General features: G+C 49.5%; 11 protein-coding genes. All 11 read left to right on the forward strand.

Annotation, left to right across the window (positions count from 1 at the left end; all coding sequences use genetic code 11):
• The coding region (locus tag CF651_RS32945; RefSeq protein ID WP_483869984.1) for a Rieske (2Fe-2S) protein at positions 1-154 on the forward strand (154 nt) is incomplete at its 5' end.
• A 218-nt stretch (positions 155-372) separates the two neighbouring features.
• Entirely contained in the window at positions 373-1,524 is a 1,152-nt protein-coding gene (locus CF651_RS23130) for an MFS transporter (protein ID WP_245856118.1), read from the forward strand.
• Positions 1,525-1,553: 29 nt separating this feature from the next.
• Positions 1,554-3,908, forward strand: a complete 2,355-nt coding sequence (gene nirB / locus CF651_RS23135; RefSeq protein ID WP_094017255.1) for a nitrite reductase large subunit NirB — start codon at positions 1,554-1,556, stop codon at positions 3,906-3,908.
• Between the two features lie 19 nt (positions 3,909-3,927).
• On the forward strand, positions 3,928-6,057 hold the full coding sequence (gene nasC, locus CF651_RS23140; protein WP_281254499.1) for an assimilatory nitrate reductase catalytic subunit NasC: 2,130 nt from the start codon (positions 3,928-3,930) through the stop codon (positions 6,055-6,057).
• A gap of 98 nt (positions 6,058-6,155) precedes the next feature.
• On the forward strand, positions 6,156-8,261 hold the full coding sequence (locus CF651_RS23145) for a methyl-accepting chemotaxis protein (protein ID WP_179232953.1): 2,106 nt from the start codon (positions 6,156-6,158) through the stop codon (positions 8,259-8,261).
• 396 nt (positions 8,262-8,657) lie between these two features.
• Complete coding sequence (locus CF651_RS23150; protein WP_094017257.1) at positions 8,658-9,743, forward strand: GerAB/ArcD/ProY family transporter; 1,086 nt, start codon at positions 8,658-8,660, stop codon at positions 9,741-9,743.
• A complete protein-coding gene (locus CF651_RS23155; protein WP_094017258.1) occupies positions 9,740-11,209 on the forward strand; it encodes a spore germination protein in 1,470 nt (489 codons plus the stop codon). The genes CF651_RS23150 and CF651_RS23155 overlap by 4 nt, the downstream gene beginning before the upstream one ends.
• Complete coding sequence (locus CF651_RS23160) at positions 11,206-12,351, forward strand: Ger(x)C family spore germination protein (RefSeq protein WP_094017259.1); 1,146 nt, start codon at positions 11,206-11,208, stop codon at positions 12,349-12,351. The genes CF651_RS23155 and CF651_RS23160 overlap by 4 nt, the downstream gene beginning before the upstream one ends.
• A 199-nt stretch (positions 12,352-12,550) precedes the next feature.
• Complete coding sequence (locus CF651_RS23165; protein WP_245856108.1) at positions 12,551-13,990, forward strand: ABC transporter substrate-binding protein; 1,440 nt, start codon at positions 12,551-12,553, stop codon at positions 13,988-13,990.
• A 16-nt stretch (positions 13,991-14,006) separates the two neighbouring features.
• Positions 14,007-14,957 (forward strand): carbohydrate ABC transporter permease, encoded by a 951-nt coding sequence (locus CF651_RS23170; protein WP_094017260.1) that lies wholly within the window; start codon positions 14,007-14,009, stop codon positions 14,955-14,957.
• Positions 14,954-15,787 carry a carbohydrate ABC transporter permease gene (locus CF651_RS23175; protein WP_094017261.1) on the forward strand — a complete coding sequence of 278 codons (834 nt, stop codon included), beginning with the start codon at positions 14,954-14,956 and terminating at the stop codon, positions 15,785-15,787. Before CF651_RS23170 ends, CF651_RS23175 begins: the two co-directional genes overlap by 4 nt.
• The last annotated feature ends 126 nt before the right edge of the window (positions 15,788-15,913 follow it).

Here is a 15,913-nt window from a genome sequence, read left to right on the forward strand (position 1 = left end):
TGTGTATTGCCCGCTGCACGACTGGAAGATCGACCTGAACGACGGCCTCGTTCAAGCGCCCGACGAGGGCTGTGTACAGCATTTCGAGGTGGACACTGATGATCAAGGCAACGTGATTCTTTTAATAGAGAAACAATCTGACAAGGCCTCTTAAGACAGGCCTTGGAATAGAGATGAAATGAAATAAGTACGCCAGCTCGTACATGAAGCGGTTGTGCTAATCGTGAAAGCACTCCTTGATGAGTGCTTTTTTTCTTGCAAGAGCATCATTTTCTCATATAAAACGGCATGCAGGAAATGGTAGCATTCTATTTTAAGGGGTGTACCACAGTGGGGCAACTTAGATCAGCCAATATTTTAGGACTATCGACGATGGCTATGACAGCATCGTTTGTCATATGGAACGTCTTTGCTCCAATCGCAGGCCAAATCCAGGAGCTCTTTCACCTGAGTTCCATTCAGAAAAGCGTACTGATCGCGACTCCGGTTTTATTAGGCTCCATCCTGCGGATTCCTCTCGGAATTTATACGGACCGTTTTGGCGGGCGTCGGGTATTTGCGGGGACGATGCTCTTCCTGACTCTTCCACTGCTGATGGCCGGATGGGCACAAACGTATGAAATGCTGCTGCTGTGTGCATTATTTATCGGAATGGCCGGGACGACCTTTGCCATTAACACAACCTATGTCTCCCGATGGTTTGCTCCGGAAAGGCAAGGCTTTGTTCTCGGGTTAGCGGGTCTCGGCAATTTCGGCGGGGCGATTGCCAGCTATACGCTTCCTTCTCTTTTGAATCGGTATGGGCTATCCTGGGTGTTCTGGGGTTTGGCTATGATGATTTTCGTGATTACCCTCTTTTTCTGGGCGGGGACCCGGGATTTACCACCGCCGGCTAAGGTCAAAACCTTTAAGCAATCCATGGAGGTGCTGAAAGAGGACTCGACGTGGTACTTGTCCATGTTCTATTTCTTGACCTTTGGCAGCTTCGTTGCTTTCGGAGCTTATTTGCCGACATTGTTCAAGGATCTTTTCAACATGTCGACGACGGACGCAGGGATGAAAACGGCCGGTTTTATTGTTATTGCCACGCTGATTCGTCCGCTTGGAGGGTGGGTAGCCGACCGGATCGGTTCCCGTAAAGTGTTGGCCGTCGTGTTCAGCGGGATCGTTGTATCGGCGCTTCTGATGGTTGCATCCTTGCACCATTTTGCCGGGTTTAGTGCCGGTTATCTTCTCGCAGCTTGCTTGCTTGGAGTAGGGAACGGGGCTGTATTTAAAATGGTTCCGGAGGTATCCACAGGTAATACCGGAGCGGTAACCGGAATTGTCGGCGCTGCCGGAGGTGTAGGCGGATTTTTTCCTCCGATCCTCTTGGGCGTCATTAAAGAAATAACGGGGAGCTATACCTTAGGCTTTATTATCCTTATGCTGTTTGCTTGCGTGTGTCTCTGGATGAACATTGCTACGGGACGAAACCAGGCAGCCCGGCAAAAAATATCGGCTTCACTGGTTAAAGAAAGATAAAGCGAATATCGGGAGTGGGGAGAAACCGCATGAATAAAGAAAAGCTTGTCTTGATTGGTAACGGGATGGCCGGCGTACGCTGTATTGAGGAGATTTTGAAGCTGGCCCCTGACCGTTTCGAGATCACCATATTCGGCAAAGAACCGCATCCGAACTATAATCGTATTCTGTTATCCAAGGTACTGCAGGGAGATACGACGGTAAGCGATATTACCATCAATGATTGGGATTGGTATACATCGCATCACATTACGCTGTATGCAGGGGATCCGGTTGTCCGCGTCGATACGGCGAAGCGCAAGGTCATCAGCGAGCAGGGCCGTACAATCGACTACGACCATCTCATTTTTGCAACGGGCTCGTTGCCGTTCATGCTTCCGCTGCCTGGCTCTGATAAGAAGGGTGTCACGGCCTTTCGCGATATTCATGACTGTAATTTCATGGTGGAGGCATCCAAATCCTATAAGAAAGCGGTTGTGATCGGTGGAGGGCTCCTCGGTTTGGAAGCTGCCCGCGGATTATTGAACTTGGGGATGGACGTCCATGTGGTGCATATTTACAACCACTTGATGGAACGGCAGCTGGACCCTACGGCCGCGCTGATGCTGCAAAAGGATTTGGAAAAGCAGGGCATGCGATTCCTTTTGCAAAAGCAAACAGAAAAAATATACGGAAAAAAGCGGGTCGAAGGACTTCTTTTCAAGGATGGAACCAAAGTAAGTGCCGACCTCGTCGTGATTGCTGTAGGGGTACGTCCCAATGTGAAGCTTGCAGCCGACAGCGGCTTGGAGATCAATAGAGCCATTGTCGTCAATGATTATATGGAAACGGATATACCGAATGTGTATGCAGTAGGCGAATGCGCGGAGCATCGTGGTATGGTATATGGGCTTGTAGCGCCTTTATATGAGCAGGGAAAGGTGCTGGCCCAAAGGCTGTGTGGTATGGAGACCGAAAGCTATGAAGGGTCGATCTTGTATTCCCAATTAAAAGTATCGGGAATAGAGGTCTTCTCTGCAGGGGAGATCCGGGATTCGGAAATTTCGACATCCTTAAAAATATACGATGGGATTCGTCATTTTTACAAAAAAATAAGTGTGAGGGACAATAAAATTGTTGGCGCACTGTTGTACGGGAACAGCAGTGAGGGGCACAAGCTGCTCGGCTACATTAAACAGCAAGCGGATGTATCCGTACTGGAGGAAGCGGCCTCAAATCCGTCAGCGCCCGATGCCGAGTCACTGGCTATGAACGCAACGATCTGCTCCTGTAACGGAGTATCCAAAGGAGCTATATTGGCTGCTGTTCAGGAGAACGGCTGTGAGACGGTGGAGGAGGTCCGTGCGTGCACAAGAGCTTCGAGCACCTGCGGGGGCTGCAAGCCATTGGTTTCGGCCGTACTGCAGCTTGCACGGAAGAACAAGAATGCTCCCTTGCCGCCCAAAGAAACGATTTGCAGCTGTACGGTTTACAGCCACGAGGAGCTTCGCGACATGGTGCGTGGCTCAGATGTCCGTACGGTTCATGAAGCGATGAAGGCTTTCCATTGGAAGCATGAGCAGGGTTGTGCCAAATGCCGTCCGGCGCTCCAGTATTATATCGGTCAATCGTTAACCGGGGGAGCCGCAGCGGATATAGGTCCGCAAGGCATGCCGGCCTTGAGCCGGCTGGATAATGGGACCTATGCTATGGGTCCCCGGATGCATGGAGGAGTGACAAGCGCGGCGCAGCTGAGGCAGCTCGCGGAGTTGATTGATAAATATCGGATCCCGTCTATAAAGTTTGACGGAGCGCATATAGACTTGCTGGGAATACAACCGCAAGATGTTGCCACGATCAGTGCCGAGCTTGGATTACGTATGGAACCAGAGTCGCTGTACGGTCAACCGGTTCAATCCGTCATCACGTGCAAAGGGCTGGAGTATGCCCGAGGCGCACTGAAAGATTCGGTTCAAATGGGAACCTTGCTGGAGCGAAGGCTGGAATCTCTTCAGTTGCCTTATGAAGTAAGTATTGGTGTTTCTGCAAGTCCGCAGCACGATGCCGGCACGCTAACCCGAGATATCGGACTCGTCGGCGCGCCAGGCGGCTGGGAGATCTATGTAGGCGGCTCTTCAAGAACGAAGGTTCGCCATGGAGAGCTGCTGTGTATGGAGCCGTCGGAGAGTAAGGTGCTGGAACTCGTAGAAGCGTTTCTTCAATGGTATCGTGAAGAAGCAAGATTCGGTGAATCTATTGGAAGCTGGGTGGAAAGGGAAGGACTGGTTCAGCTGCGGGAAGGCTTGTTCAATCCGCCCATTCGGGAAAGCTTGATTGACAGGATGAATCAGGAACGGTATGGTGCCGAACATATTCCGCAGCCGTCGGCTGCCTTAACAAAGTGAGGTGAGGGGAATGGGTCAAATGATCGAGAACGCACAGGGGGAGACGGGTGTTTCCTTTACAGTGATGAATACGCAGTGCCCTTTTTGCAGTGTACAATGCAAAATGCAGATTACAGAGGAACGTGGAGCGAAAGATACCCGTTCCTCCTACACTGTCGCTCCACTGATGAATTTGGCTTCGGAAGGCCGCCTATGTATTAAGGGGATGAATGCGTATCAGCATGTATTGACCAGTGAGCGAATTGTAAATCCACTCATGAAGAAAGACGGCCGTTTTGTCCCGATTTCATGGGAAGACGCTTACGACATCATTACAAACAAATTTCAAGAGCTTCAGCGCAGCTATGGCAAGCACTCGATCGGAGTTTACGGCGGCGGCTCCTTGACGAACGAAACCGCCTATTTGTTGGGCAAATTTGCACGCGTTGCCTTGCAAACGAAATACATCGATTACAACGGCCGGTTCTGTATGTCTGCGGCGGCGTCAGCCGGTGTCAAGGTTTTCGGGCTGGACCGAGGGTTGACGAATCAGCTGGCGGATATCGAGAAGGCGGAATGTATTATATTGGCCGGAACGAATATCGCCGAATGCCAGCCGACGTTAATGCCTTATTTTACAAGAGCTAAGGAAAAGGGTGCCGTACTCATTGCCATTGATCCGAGAGAAACGGGTACGACGCGTATCTCGAATTTTCATCTTCGGGTGAAGCCGGGTATGGATGCCACTTTGGCGAACGGGATGCTTAAGGTACTGCTGGAGGAAGGGCTTGTCGATCGGACTTTTGTTGAGCAGCGGACTTCAGGCTTCGAAGAGCTGCGAGCTCATCTGGACGCAATCCGTATGGAAGACATCGTCGAGTTAACCGGCGTGCCTGCCCAGCAAATCCGGGATGCGGCTCTAGCCTACGGGAAAGCGTCAACCGGTATGGTGTTCACGGCAAGAGGCGTTGAACAGCAAACCGACGGGCACATGGCGGTTCGCAACTTTTTGAACTTGGTTCTATTAACTGGAAAAATCGGCAAACCGGGCTGCGGCTACGGTGCGGTTACGGGTCAGGGGAATGGGCAAGGCGGCAGAGAACACGGACAAAAAGCCGATCAACTGCCAGGCTATCGTCTGATTGAGAATCCAGAGGATCGAACCTACGTTGCCGGTGTCTGGGGAATTGAACCGGATGAGCTGCCGGGCAAAGGCGTCTCAGCCTACGAGATGATGGAAAAGGTGGTTGAGCAGGAGATTCGCGCGCTGCTTGTCATGGGATCAAATCCGATTGTATCCAATCCCAATGCCAATGTCGTCGAAGACGGATTGAAGAAGCTTGAGCTTCTGGTGGTGGTTGATTTCCTCATGTCGGAGACAGCGCAATTGGCGGACCTGGTTTTGCCTGCCTCCGCCTATTTGGAAAATACCGGGACATTGACCAATCTCGAAGGACGCGTCCTGCTGAGGGAGGCGGGAAGACCCGCTCCAGGCGAGTCCAGGCATGATTGGCGCATTTTGTGTGATTTGGCCGACCGGCTGGGGAGAGGAACATACTTTCAATTCACAGAGGCAGAAGAAATTTTCGATGAGCTCCGTCTGGCAAGCCGCGGAGGAGCAGCCGATTACTATGGCATTACGTATGAGAGACTGAGACGCGAGGAAGGCGTGTATTGGCCGTGTCCTGAGCTTGATCATCCGGGGGCGAAGCGTTTGTTCGAGACTTCATTCCCGCTGCCAGGCGGGAAAGCTTTATTGACAGCTGTTGAGAATCATTTACCGAAGGAGCAGGTGGATGCGCAATTTCCGCTGTACCTGACGACAGGACGTGTCGTGACTCATTATTTAACAGGGGTGCAGACACGGAGAAGCTACACGCTGTTGGCTCAAGACATCGAGTCGTTCATGGAGATTCATCCGAAAACAGCGAGAGCCTATAACATAGAGGATGCCACCCTAGTCAAGCTGGAAACCAGACGCGGCGTTATCTATGTTCGAAGCCGGCTTCGTGAGGAGATTCGAGAGGATACCGTATTCGTGCCGATGCATTGGGGGGATACCCAAAACGTGAATAAAATTACGCATGACGCACTCGATCCGACCTGCCGAATGCCGGGCTTCAAGGTGTGTGCGGTTAATGTAAGCCCGTTGGTGTCCGAACCTAGCTAGATTCAAGAAACCGGCCCGTTTGGCAGTTTTCTGTCGGGACCGGTTTTTCTTTTGGCTTGCCTTTCCATGAACCCACTGAAAGGATGCGTATTGTAACGATGTTTACTCCCGTGGTAACAATGATGAATCGCCTGAAGTATCCTCACAAATTTCTTCTGATCGGCTTGCTCTGCCTTCTGGCGGTTGTACAGATCATGTATTTTCTCATAACCGAAATCAATAAAAATATCCAAATCGCGGACAAAGAGCGCTCGGGTCTTCAATATATCCAGCCATTAACCGAACTGCTTATCGGGCTGCAGCAGCATAGGGGAACGGCGAACCTGTATTTACAGGATGGTTCTCCGGGCTACAAAGATAAATTGAAGGCGTTGGAAGGCACGATAGCTGCGTCAATAAGTAAAGTGGATGCCGTTGACGAACGATACGGTCGGGAGCTGCAGACGGTAGAACAGTGGCAGCAGCTGAAACGGAATTGGAAGACGCTGCTTGGCAGCATGAATCCGCAGCTTTCCCCGCAGGATAGCTTGAAGCTGCACACGGAACTGATTAATGGCATCTTATCCCTCATTATGCACGTAGGCGATACTTCGACGCTGATATTAGATCCGGAGCTTGACAGCTATTATTTGATGGATTCCATCGTGAACAAGCTTCCGGCTTTGAGTGAAATGGTAGGATTATCTCGTGCGTTAGGATCCTTGGTGGCTTACCGCAGTAAAGCTACGGAGGATGAGAAAGAGCAGCTGATCGCCTTGTCAGTCCATATCGATGCGCTCTCGGATGATGCCACTCACGGCTTGCAGACCGTGGTTCAGAAAAATCCGGGGATTCAACCATGGCTAGAAAAGGACGGAAAGCAATTTAACGCATCCGTCAGCTCTTATAAAGATCTTATGCGCAAAGAGCTAATCAAGGCCGATAAAATACATACGAATTCCGATACCTACTTTCAGCTTGCTACAAGCGTGATTGATGACAGTATGAAGCTCTATGCGGCGGAAGTTACTATGCTGGACCAACTGCTGCAAGACCGTAAAGCAGACTATGCTGATAAAAAAAGATCAACGTCAATTACCGTTACCGTGATCGGCTTACTGCTGCTGTATGTCTTTACCGGATTTTATTTATCCATTATGCGGACCGTGCATGTGCTGGAAGACAGCTCCAGGCAGCTTGCAAACGGTGATTTATCCGTGAGGGTGCATTTGGAAACGAAGGATGAGCTCCAGCGGGTCGGGATGTCCTTTAACGTTATTGCCGAATCGTTCCGACAAACGGTGATGACCAGCCAAAATCTCGCCCACCAGGTGGCCGTTTCCGCAGCCTCTCTAAAGCACGGATTCGAGGAATCCGTCCATGTGACGAATGAAATTGTCATGATGAATAAGGAAATGGCTGTCGGAGCCCATAATCAAGCACAGGCATCGGAAGAAATGGCGACCTCAATCGGTGATACAACGGTAGGTGTGCATAAGATCGCCGAATCCGCAGGTGTGATGTCGAATATTTCAATGGAGCTGCTCGAGCGATCGCGGCATGGGAACGATTCCATACTAAGCGCCATCAACCAGATGCGCACTTTGGGCGAATCGACTCACAAGGTGGAATACATGATCCAATTGCTGAGTGAGCGGATATCCCAGATCGGACAAATAGCTACTACGATCACTCAAATATCGAATCAAACAAACTTGCTTGCTTTAAATGCCAATATCGAAGCGGCGCGGGCGGGAGAGCATGGCAAAGGCTTTGTCATTGTCGCTGGAGAAATAAGAAAGCTGGCTGAACAGTCCAAGGAATCGTCCCATGATATCAGCTCACTAATAGAGGCTATTCAGCTTTCTACGGCGGATACCGTTCAAGCCATGAAGGATGGTTCACAAGAGGTAAGCAAGGGGATCAGGGAAATTCAAGGCACAGGTAAAATGTTTCAAGAAATGTTGTTATACGTCCAGGAGGTTGCTCGTCAAATCCAAGATATCACGCTGTCTTCCGAAACGATGGCAGCCAATGTGGAGCAAATCAATGCGTCGATTCAAGAGATGTCCAGTATCGCTCAAGACGCAGCATCCTCGGTTTCGCATGTTGAACAGGTATCCAATCAACAGTTTAGGTCGTTCGAAGCACTGCAAAGCGCTTCCTCTGCATTAAATGATAAGGCCATTGAAATGCAAGAGACTATTCGTCATTTCAACGTATAGGCGATAGACAATCTCAAGAGGGCTGGAAAAACGTACTTAAACGAAAAAGGGGGAGCCGCTAAAGGAATGGGCAGCGGCAGTCGGAAAGTCAACCGCGCGCTTGCCCGCCCGAATGGTGCTCATATCCTCTTTGGAGCACGCTATAAGACGGCTTAAAACGATTGTGAAAGCTTCCTCCCAATAAAAATACAGCCGGTAATAACGGCTTGTGACGGAAAGCCGCGACCTTGCGGCTTTTTTGCTGCTTTTTTTGCTGCTATCTCCAGCCGGATGAACCTGCTTATCTATTCTTATTAAGAATAATATTCCACTAAATGCAACAAACTACAATAGGTCAACCATGGATTGGCATAACCTTTTCCTGATCCATTCCCGGGCAAAGAGATGGGGGAGTTCATGAACCAGCATACAATCACCTTTTTCCAAGCCGTTATGATTCTCATGCTTGCTATCGGACTTATGGATCATGTCATTATCATCCCCGTCTTGATGGATGCCGCTAAAAGAGATGCCTGGATCTCGGTGCTGCTGGCCGGAGCCTTTGGTTGTGTATGGGTGACACTGCTATATACCGCCATGAACAAGACGCGAACGCTTCATATATTCCAATGGATGAAACAAGCTTATCCTCCCTTGATTGGCAATGTGCTCTCCTGGATTGCTTGTCTTTATATGGTGGTGCTGTGCGGAATTACGTTGAGGGATACGTCGACATGGATTCACCTTACCTTTCTCCCTAAGGTGCCGATTATCATTCTGTCGTCTGTTTTTGGCTTGCTCTGCTTAATGAATGCGTATTGCGGAATCCGTTCTATTGCCAATACATCTGCGCTGCTGCTGCCATTCGTCGTTATATACGGGTTCTTTGTCATGTCCGCCAACCTTCCAAATAAGAAATACGCATTGCTTAAGCCGTATTTGGAAATGGGCATGCATCCGGTATGGAGCGGCATGATCTATGCTGGAGCCGGTCTGGTCGAAATCATCATGCTGTTGCTGTTGCAGCAGCACATCCGAACCCGCTATTCATTATTGAGTGTTTTAGTTTTAACGCTCATTTTGGTCGGTTTAACGGTAGGTCCGGTGATGGGAGGCATCGCAGAGTTCGGTCCGGAGCAATTGTCCAAGCTGAGATATCCCGCTTACGAAGAGTGGAGACTGGTCACGATTGGACGGTACATTGAGCATCTAGATTTTTTAAGTATCTATCAATGGTTTTCAGGCGCCTTCGTTCGGATTTCGTTAACGATGTTTCTGGTATCGGACTTGCTGGCGATCAAGAAAAAGGGGTACAGATGGGCTGTACTTTGTTTTGTCTTATTTGCGGCAGTCATTTTCTCGGTATATCCGATCAGCGACAATTATTTCCTGGATTCCTTGCGCGACTATGTGCTGCCGATGTTGTTCCTGGGCGTCGGGGGCTATAGTCTGATCTTGATTGTTCTGATACATGCCAAGAAAAGGAGTGGGGCACAATCATGAACCCTATCGCAACGCAGACGCTGGAGTCCGACCTTCGCAGCCTGTTTCGCTTATGCGGCGATGTGATTTTCGACAAAATCAAGCTTCCCACCCCGGAAGACGAACCAGCTTCTTCTGTTTTGCTTATCTATTGCCAAGGCTTGTGCGATATCAAACAAATGGACTCTCTGGTTATTCCAAGCCTGCTGGGGGTTTTTCAGAACACAGAGGTTACAAGCGCGGAGGAGCTTGAAAATTATGTCCAGCTTCGGTTGAACCGGTTGGAGGGCGTGCTGAACCATGAGGACCTTGTTTTGAGAGTATTCCAAGGTCAGCTTTTGCTGTTGTTCGAACCGCTGCAGTGTCTGTACAGTATAAATCTGGCGGATCCTCCAACCCGAAAGACGGAAGAAAGCAATACGGAGGTTTCAGTTAAAGGCCCCCGGGACGGATTCACCGAGGAAATCTATGTCAATATCGGATTGATCCGCAAACGGCTCAAAACGAGTAATCTAGCCGTTCGTACGTACCGTTTCGGGACAGATACAGAGACAAGTGTGAGCCTGCTGTATATGCAAAATCTCATAGCTCCGGGGACGCTGAATGAAATTCAACAAAAGCTGGAAAAGGTTCAAATCAAGGAGCTGATCAGCTCCACCCAATTGGAAGAAGCGCTTGCAGGCTTTTCATTGTTTCCTATGTTCGTGTACAGCGGGCGACCGGATTATGCAGTGAACTCCTTGCTGCACGGTCGGTTTATCCTTCTCACGGACGGATCGCCGACCGCTTCAATCGCCCCGGTCAATTTGACCTTCTTACTCAATACATCGGAGGATTCCCACACCTTCAATCTATTCGTTATCTTCACTCGATTTATGAGAATGATGGGGCTTCTATTATCGTTATTTCTTCCCGGCTTCTGGATTGCGCTGCTCAGCTATCATCAGGATCAGATTCCGTTCTCTCTTCTGGCGACCTTGGTCATTTCCCGGCAGGGGGTACCTTTACCGGTTCCAGTGGAAGCTTTTGTCATGCTGCTCCTGTTTGAGCTTTTCCGGGAGGCCGGCATGCGTTTGCCTTCTACTTTCGGACAGACGTTATCGGTTGTCGGTGGATTAATCATCGGCCAGGCCGCCATAAGCGCGGGGATTACAGCGCCGGGGATCCTGGTCATTGTGGCACTGTCTGTCTTGGCAACCTTCACACTGGTTAATCAGAATATGATCGGCATGGTCAGCATCCTCCGTATTGTCACCTTGCTCATAAGCGGGCTCCTGGGATTGTTCGGATTTCTGATATGCTTGATGGGGCTCGTCCTGTACTTGGTGAATCAGCGTTCCTTTGGGGTGTACTACATGGAGCCGCTTGCCGCGCCGACCCCTAAGGAGCTATGGAAGGTCTGGATCCGCACGCCATGGGGCAAAATGATGTCCATGCCGAATTTTTTGAAAAAGTCGGGTGGAAAAGGGGGGCAGTCGCAGCCATGAGATGGATCCGCTCCTTGGTAGCGGCAGCCATGCTTGCTACATTGCTGACAGGATGCTGGGGAATTCGGGAAATTGAATATATGATTTATGTGAATACGGTGGGTGTAGATTATAAGGATGGCAAGTTTGTCCTCCATGCTCAATTGGTCAGTTTTTTTAATATCGCAAAGAAAGAGGCGGCGGCACAAACAGAACAGCAGCTTATTTCGATTGCCAGGGCGGATGGGGAAACATTTGATAAAGCTATCTTCAATCTGTACGCGACTGCCCAGCAGCGGATCGCCTGGAGTCATGTGAAGACCATCCTTTTTAGTGAGGCTGCATTGAGTCCCGAACGAATCACGGAAGTGCTGGATGTCTGGGACCGGTATTACGAGTTTCGTTACACCAACTGGATTTTTGCAACAAAAGATCCCATTGAGTCCATTTTCAACGCTATGCCGGCACAAAATATTTCCGTCATTTATTCCCAGCTTAACGATCCGACGGATATTTATTCCCAAAATTCGGACATTGTCCCGATTTACTTATTCGAATTTACCCGGTCGTGGCATGAGAAAGGGGAGACGTTAAAGATTCCCTTCCTGAGGATCGCGAACAATTGGACGGAAAACAAGCGGGTTTCACCCAAGCTCGAAATGATTGGAACGGGATTTTTCCATAATTCCCGCTATAAAGGGTATATTCCCAGATCCAAGACAAGGGGCTTGCGTTGGCTGAATAACAAGGCTGTCAGGGCCAACTTGTTCATTAAGCAAAATAAGAAGCCCGCTGTGATGCTGGTGATGGAGAAGGTCAAAGCCGAAATTAAGCCTCAAGTGAAGCAGGGGAAAGCCGAGTTTCAGGTGAAGGTGACGGCGAGCGGCAACATTCCGCAGCTGATATCAGATTTGACAGAGAAACAATTGGAGCAGCTAGCCGTTCAGGAGATCAAAAAGGAGATATCGGATTCCTACCTCCAAGGCATCGCAAAGGGAATCGACGTACTGAATTTATCCGAGGCTTTATTTCGCTCGAATCCGGCCGAATGGCACCGGCTTGCCGTTAAGGGAGAGCTCCCGCTCGATGAAAATTCCTTATCTGGGATCGATGTGAAGGCGACCGTTTTCAGCGGAGGTATTTCCAAAATCAAAAAAGATTAGCGGTGCAACCCGTGTAGAGGGGGGCAATCTGCTTGAAAAAAAGGGGCTGTAGACCCTAAACGGGGTCTGCAGCATGGTAAGAACCCTCCAATAAGTCCACCATTATGAAATATTTATAATATGTTTATGAGAGCGTTTTCTTTATAATGAGACCATCAACGGGTCAGAGCCTGTAAATGAAAAAGGGAGGATTCAATAGATGAAATCAAAGACAAAGAAGCTAGGGAAAACGTCAATGGCCGCTTTGCTTGCCTTAAGCTTAGGGGTGATGGCCGGCTGTTCGACAGCGGGGACGAAGGACAATGGAGGCGGTGCCGCAACCAAACAGACAGGCAGCTCAACGGAAAAAGCAGGCTCCGACAGTGCGAAGCATGAGCCCGTCACCTTGAAATACACCTTGTGGGGAAGCCCGCAGGAGAAGAAAGCGATGGAGGATGCAACGAAGAAGTTTACAGAGAAATACCCGTGGATCACGGTGAATGCCATCCATATTCCGGAAGCGGATTATGATGCCAAAATTACCGCCATGGTTGCCGCCAATGAAGCGCCTGATGCCGGATATATTCATGGTGAATTGGGAGAGGCATGGCAGAAAGAGGATAAATTTATTAATTTTAATGACATGTTTGCACAGGACAAGGATGTCAAAAAATCCGACTTCCTCGATTATATTTGGTTTAATGGGACGAAGCCGAACTATACTTGGGGGATTAGCGGGGCAGGGGAGACGTTCGCTTTGTTTTACAACAAGGACCTCTTCAAAACAGCTGGTGTGGAAGCGCCTCCAACAAAGGCGGACAACGCCTGGACCTGGGATCAATTCGTTGATACGGCCAAGAAGCTAACCTTAGACAAAAACGGCAAAAATGCCGCTGATCCGGCATTCGATCCGAATAATATTAAGCAGTTCGGGGTCTCCTTTGAAAATTGGTACGGACCTGTCATGGCCCATGTATTTAACAATGGGGGAGATATTGTCTCCGAGGACGGGAAGACGTTTGCACTGGATAAGCCGGAGGCGGTGGAAGCGATCCAACGGCTCGCCGATTTGATTAATGTGCATCACGTCGCGCCGAATCCGGTTCAGGCCAAATCCATCCCGTCGCAAGCGGTCGCTCTGCAATCCAAGCTCGCCGCCATGACGATGCACGGTCAATGGATCAATCTCGATCTGGGCGCAGCCAAGGTCAATTACGGCATCGGCGTGCTGCCCAAAATGAAACGGAGTGTGGCTATGGGGATCAGCGGTGCCAACGTCATGTTCAAATCGACCAAGCATCCGCAGGAAACATGGATGCTGACCAAGTTTCTGGCCGATCCTGCGGGAGCGATTGATCTGTACAAGGGCGGTCTATGGATGCCGACGCTGAAAAAATGGTATACCGATCCTTCGCTGGTTTCCCAATGGGCTGAGAACAATCCGGCGCATCCGGAAGGCTTCAAGGATGCTTTCATGAATAACCTGCTCAATAACAATGTCCCTGCCCCTGTCTATTACATGCAAAACTTCGGCAAAATCAGCTCCATGGCTTTCACGGCATTGGATCCCGTATGGATGGGCAAGCAAACGGCGGCTCAAACGATGAAGGACATTGCTCCGAAAATCCAGCCGGAGATTCAAGGGAAATATCAGAAATAAGAGAGGTTGATCTTTCATGGAGTTATCGCAGCAAGTAGAGCGGGCGGCATTGAAGAAAACGAAGAATGCCAGAGCAAGAGGCCGCATCGAATTGTTGTACGGCTTGCTGTTCGCTTCCCCGGTGCTGCTTGGCTTTCTGCTGTTCGTGCTGGGGCCGATCCTCATTACTTTCGTGCTGGGCTTCACTGAATACAGCATCGTCGGGAAGCCTAAGTTTGTGGGGCTCCAAAACTATACCCGGTTGTTTACCGGGGCGGAGCCTTTCTTCTTCGCTGCTGTGAAAAGCACGATGTATTATGTCGCTGTCAGTGTCCCGCTGGGAATCCTTTTTGCCTTTCTGTTGGCGCTGCTCTTGAACAGCAAAATTAAAGCGAGGGGCTTTTTTAGAAGCGTATTTTATCTTCCGGTTATTATTCCGTTGGCGGCATCCTCTATGGTGTGGATGTGGATGCTGCAGCCTGACTTCGGGATCGTCAATTACGTGCTGCGCGAGCTGCATTTGCCGACCTCGCAATGGCTATCCTCAGATGTTATGGTCATTCCGACGTTTATTTTGTTCAGTCTTTGGCTGACCGGCAATACGATGGTGATCTTTCTGGCCGGGCTGCAAAACATACCATCCCAGCTTTATGAAGCCATTGACGTGGACGGAGGGCACGCTGGTCATAAGCTGTGGTATATCACGGTACCGATGAGCTCCTCCATCATTTTGTTCAATACGGTTATCGGCTTCGTCAATGCCTTTCAGACGTTCGTCCAGCCGACGGTGATGACGCAGGGAGGTCCCAATAACGCAAGCTACCTGTTCGTTTATTATTTATTCAAGGAAGGCTTTCAATTTTCCAAATTCGGCAGTGCAAGTGCGAGTGCATTTCTATTATTTTTGATTATTTTGCTGTGCACAGCCCTCTTTTTTAAAATTTCGAACACAATGGTTTATTACGAAGGGCAGGATCGGGGAAAATGAGTGCTACCAAAAAGCTTCACATTATCATAATTTACGTGCTGCTTATTGGACTAAGCATCCTGTTTCTATTTCCATTTTACTGGATGCTCAAAACGTCCATGGTCGGCATGAGCGGCTTGTTCCAAGTCCCTCCGCAATGGCTTCCGGATAGCTTCAATATCGATAATTTCGTTGAGGCGCTCACAAGCCATCCCTTTGGACAATATTTCAAGAACAGCATGATCGTGACCGTCTTATCGGTACTGGGCGTCGTCTTCTCCAGCTCGGTATGTGCGTACAGCTTCTCCCGGATTCAATGGGCGGGAAGGGACCGCATCTTCGGCATATTGCTGACCGGCTTGATGCTTCCGTTCTTTGTCGTCATGATTCCCCAATTTCTGGGCTGGAAATACGTGAATTTGACGGATACGCTGGTGCCGCTTATTGCGCCTTCCTGGTTCGGCGGAGGGATGTTCAACATCTTTCTGCTGCGTCAATTTTTCTTGACGATTCCGAGGGAGATGGATGAAGCGGCCAGAATGGATGGAGCAGGCCATTTTCGAACGTATTGGCATGTCATTCTGCCTTTGAGCAAGCAATCATTGATTGTCGTCGGCATGCTGACCTTTCTGGCCAGCTGGAACGATTATTTGGCGCCTATGGTATTCGTCACATCAGAGAGTCATTATACGCTAATGCTGGGACTGACCTTATTTCAGGGCAGCTACTCGGCCCAATGGCATTTGATGATGGCGGCCACCTCAATCGTCGTGCTGCCTTCCTTGATCGTGTTTATGATCGGCCAGCGATATTTCGTGGAAGGCATCGCAATGACCGGTGTAAAAGGTTAATAGCTGCAAGCAAAAAAAATGGTTGTACCCAGCCATTTTTTTGTTATTTTAGTAGATAAGTACCTGTAAGTTTTCTATACTTGGATTAGCTAAGAGAACCTCGGGTTTCGGAAGCACAGCCGATTG

This window comes from Paenibacillus rigui, assembly GCF_002234615.1.
In the GTDB taxonomy this organism is placed as follows: domain Bacteria; phylum Bacillota; class Bacilli; order Paenibacillales; family NBRC-103111; genus Paenibacillus_S; species Paenibacillus_S rigui.

Coding starts and splice junctions, on each gene's coding strand:
- CF651_RS23130 (WP_245856118.1), top strand. CDS start 373: ATGGCTATGACAGCATCGTTTGTCATATGGAACGTCTTTGCTCCAATC.
- nirB (WP_094017255.1), top strand. CDS start 1,554: ATGAATAAAGAAAAGCTTGTCTTGATTGGTAACGGGATGGCCGGCGTA.
- nasC (WP_281254499.1), top strand. CDS start 3,928: ATGATCGAGAACGCACAGGGGGAGACGGGTGTTTCCTTTACAGTGATG.
- CF651_RS23145 (WP_179232953.1), top strand. CDS start 6,156: ATGTTTACTCCCGTGGTAACAATGATGAATCGCCTGAAGTATCCTCAC.
- CF651_RS23150 (WP_094017257.1), top strand. CDS start 8,658: ATGAACCAGCATACAATCACCTTTTTCCAAGCCGTTATGATTCTCATG.
- CF651_RS23155 (WP_094017258.1), top strand. CDS start 9,740: ATGAACCCTATCGCAACGCAGACGCTGGAGTCCGACCTTCGCAGCCTG.
- CF651_RS23160 (WP_094017259.1), top strand. CDS start 11,206: ATGAGATGGATCCGCTCCTTGGTAGCGGCAGCCATGCTTGCTACATTG.
- CF651_RS23165 (WP_245856108.1), top strand. CDS start 12,551: ATGAAATCAAAGACAAAGAAGCTAGGGAAAACGTCAATGGCCGCTTTG.
- CF651_RS23170 (WP_094017260.1), top strand. CDS start 14,007: ATGGAGTTATCGCAGCAAGTAGAGCGGGCGGCATTGAAGAAAACGAAG.
- CF651_RS23175 (WP_094017261.1), top strand. CDS start 14,954: ATGAGTGCTACCAAAAAGCTTCACATTATCATAATTTACGTGCTGCTT.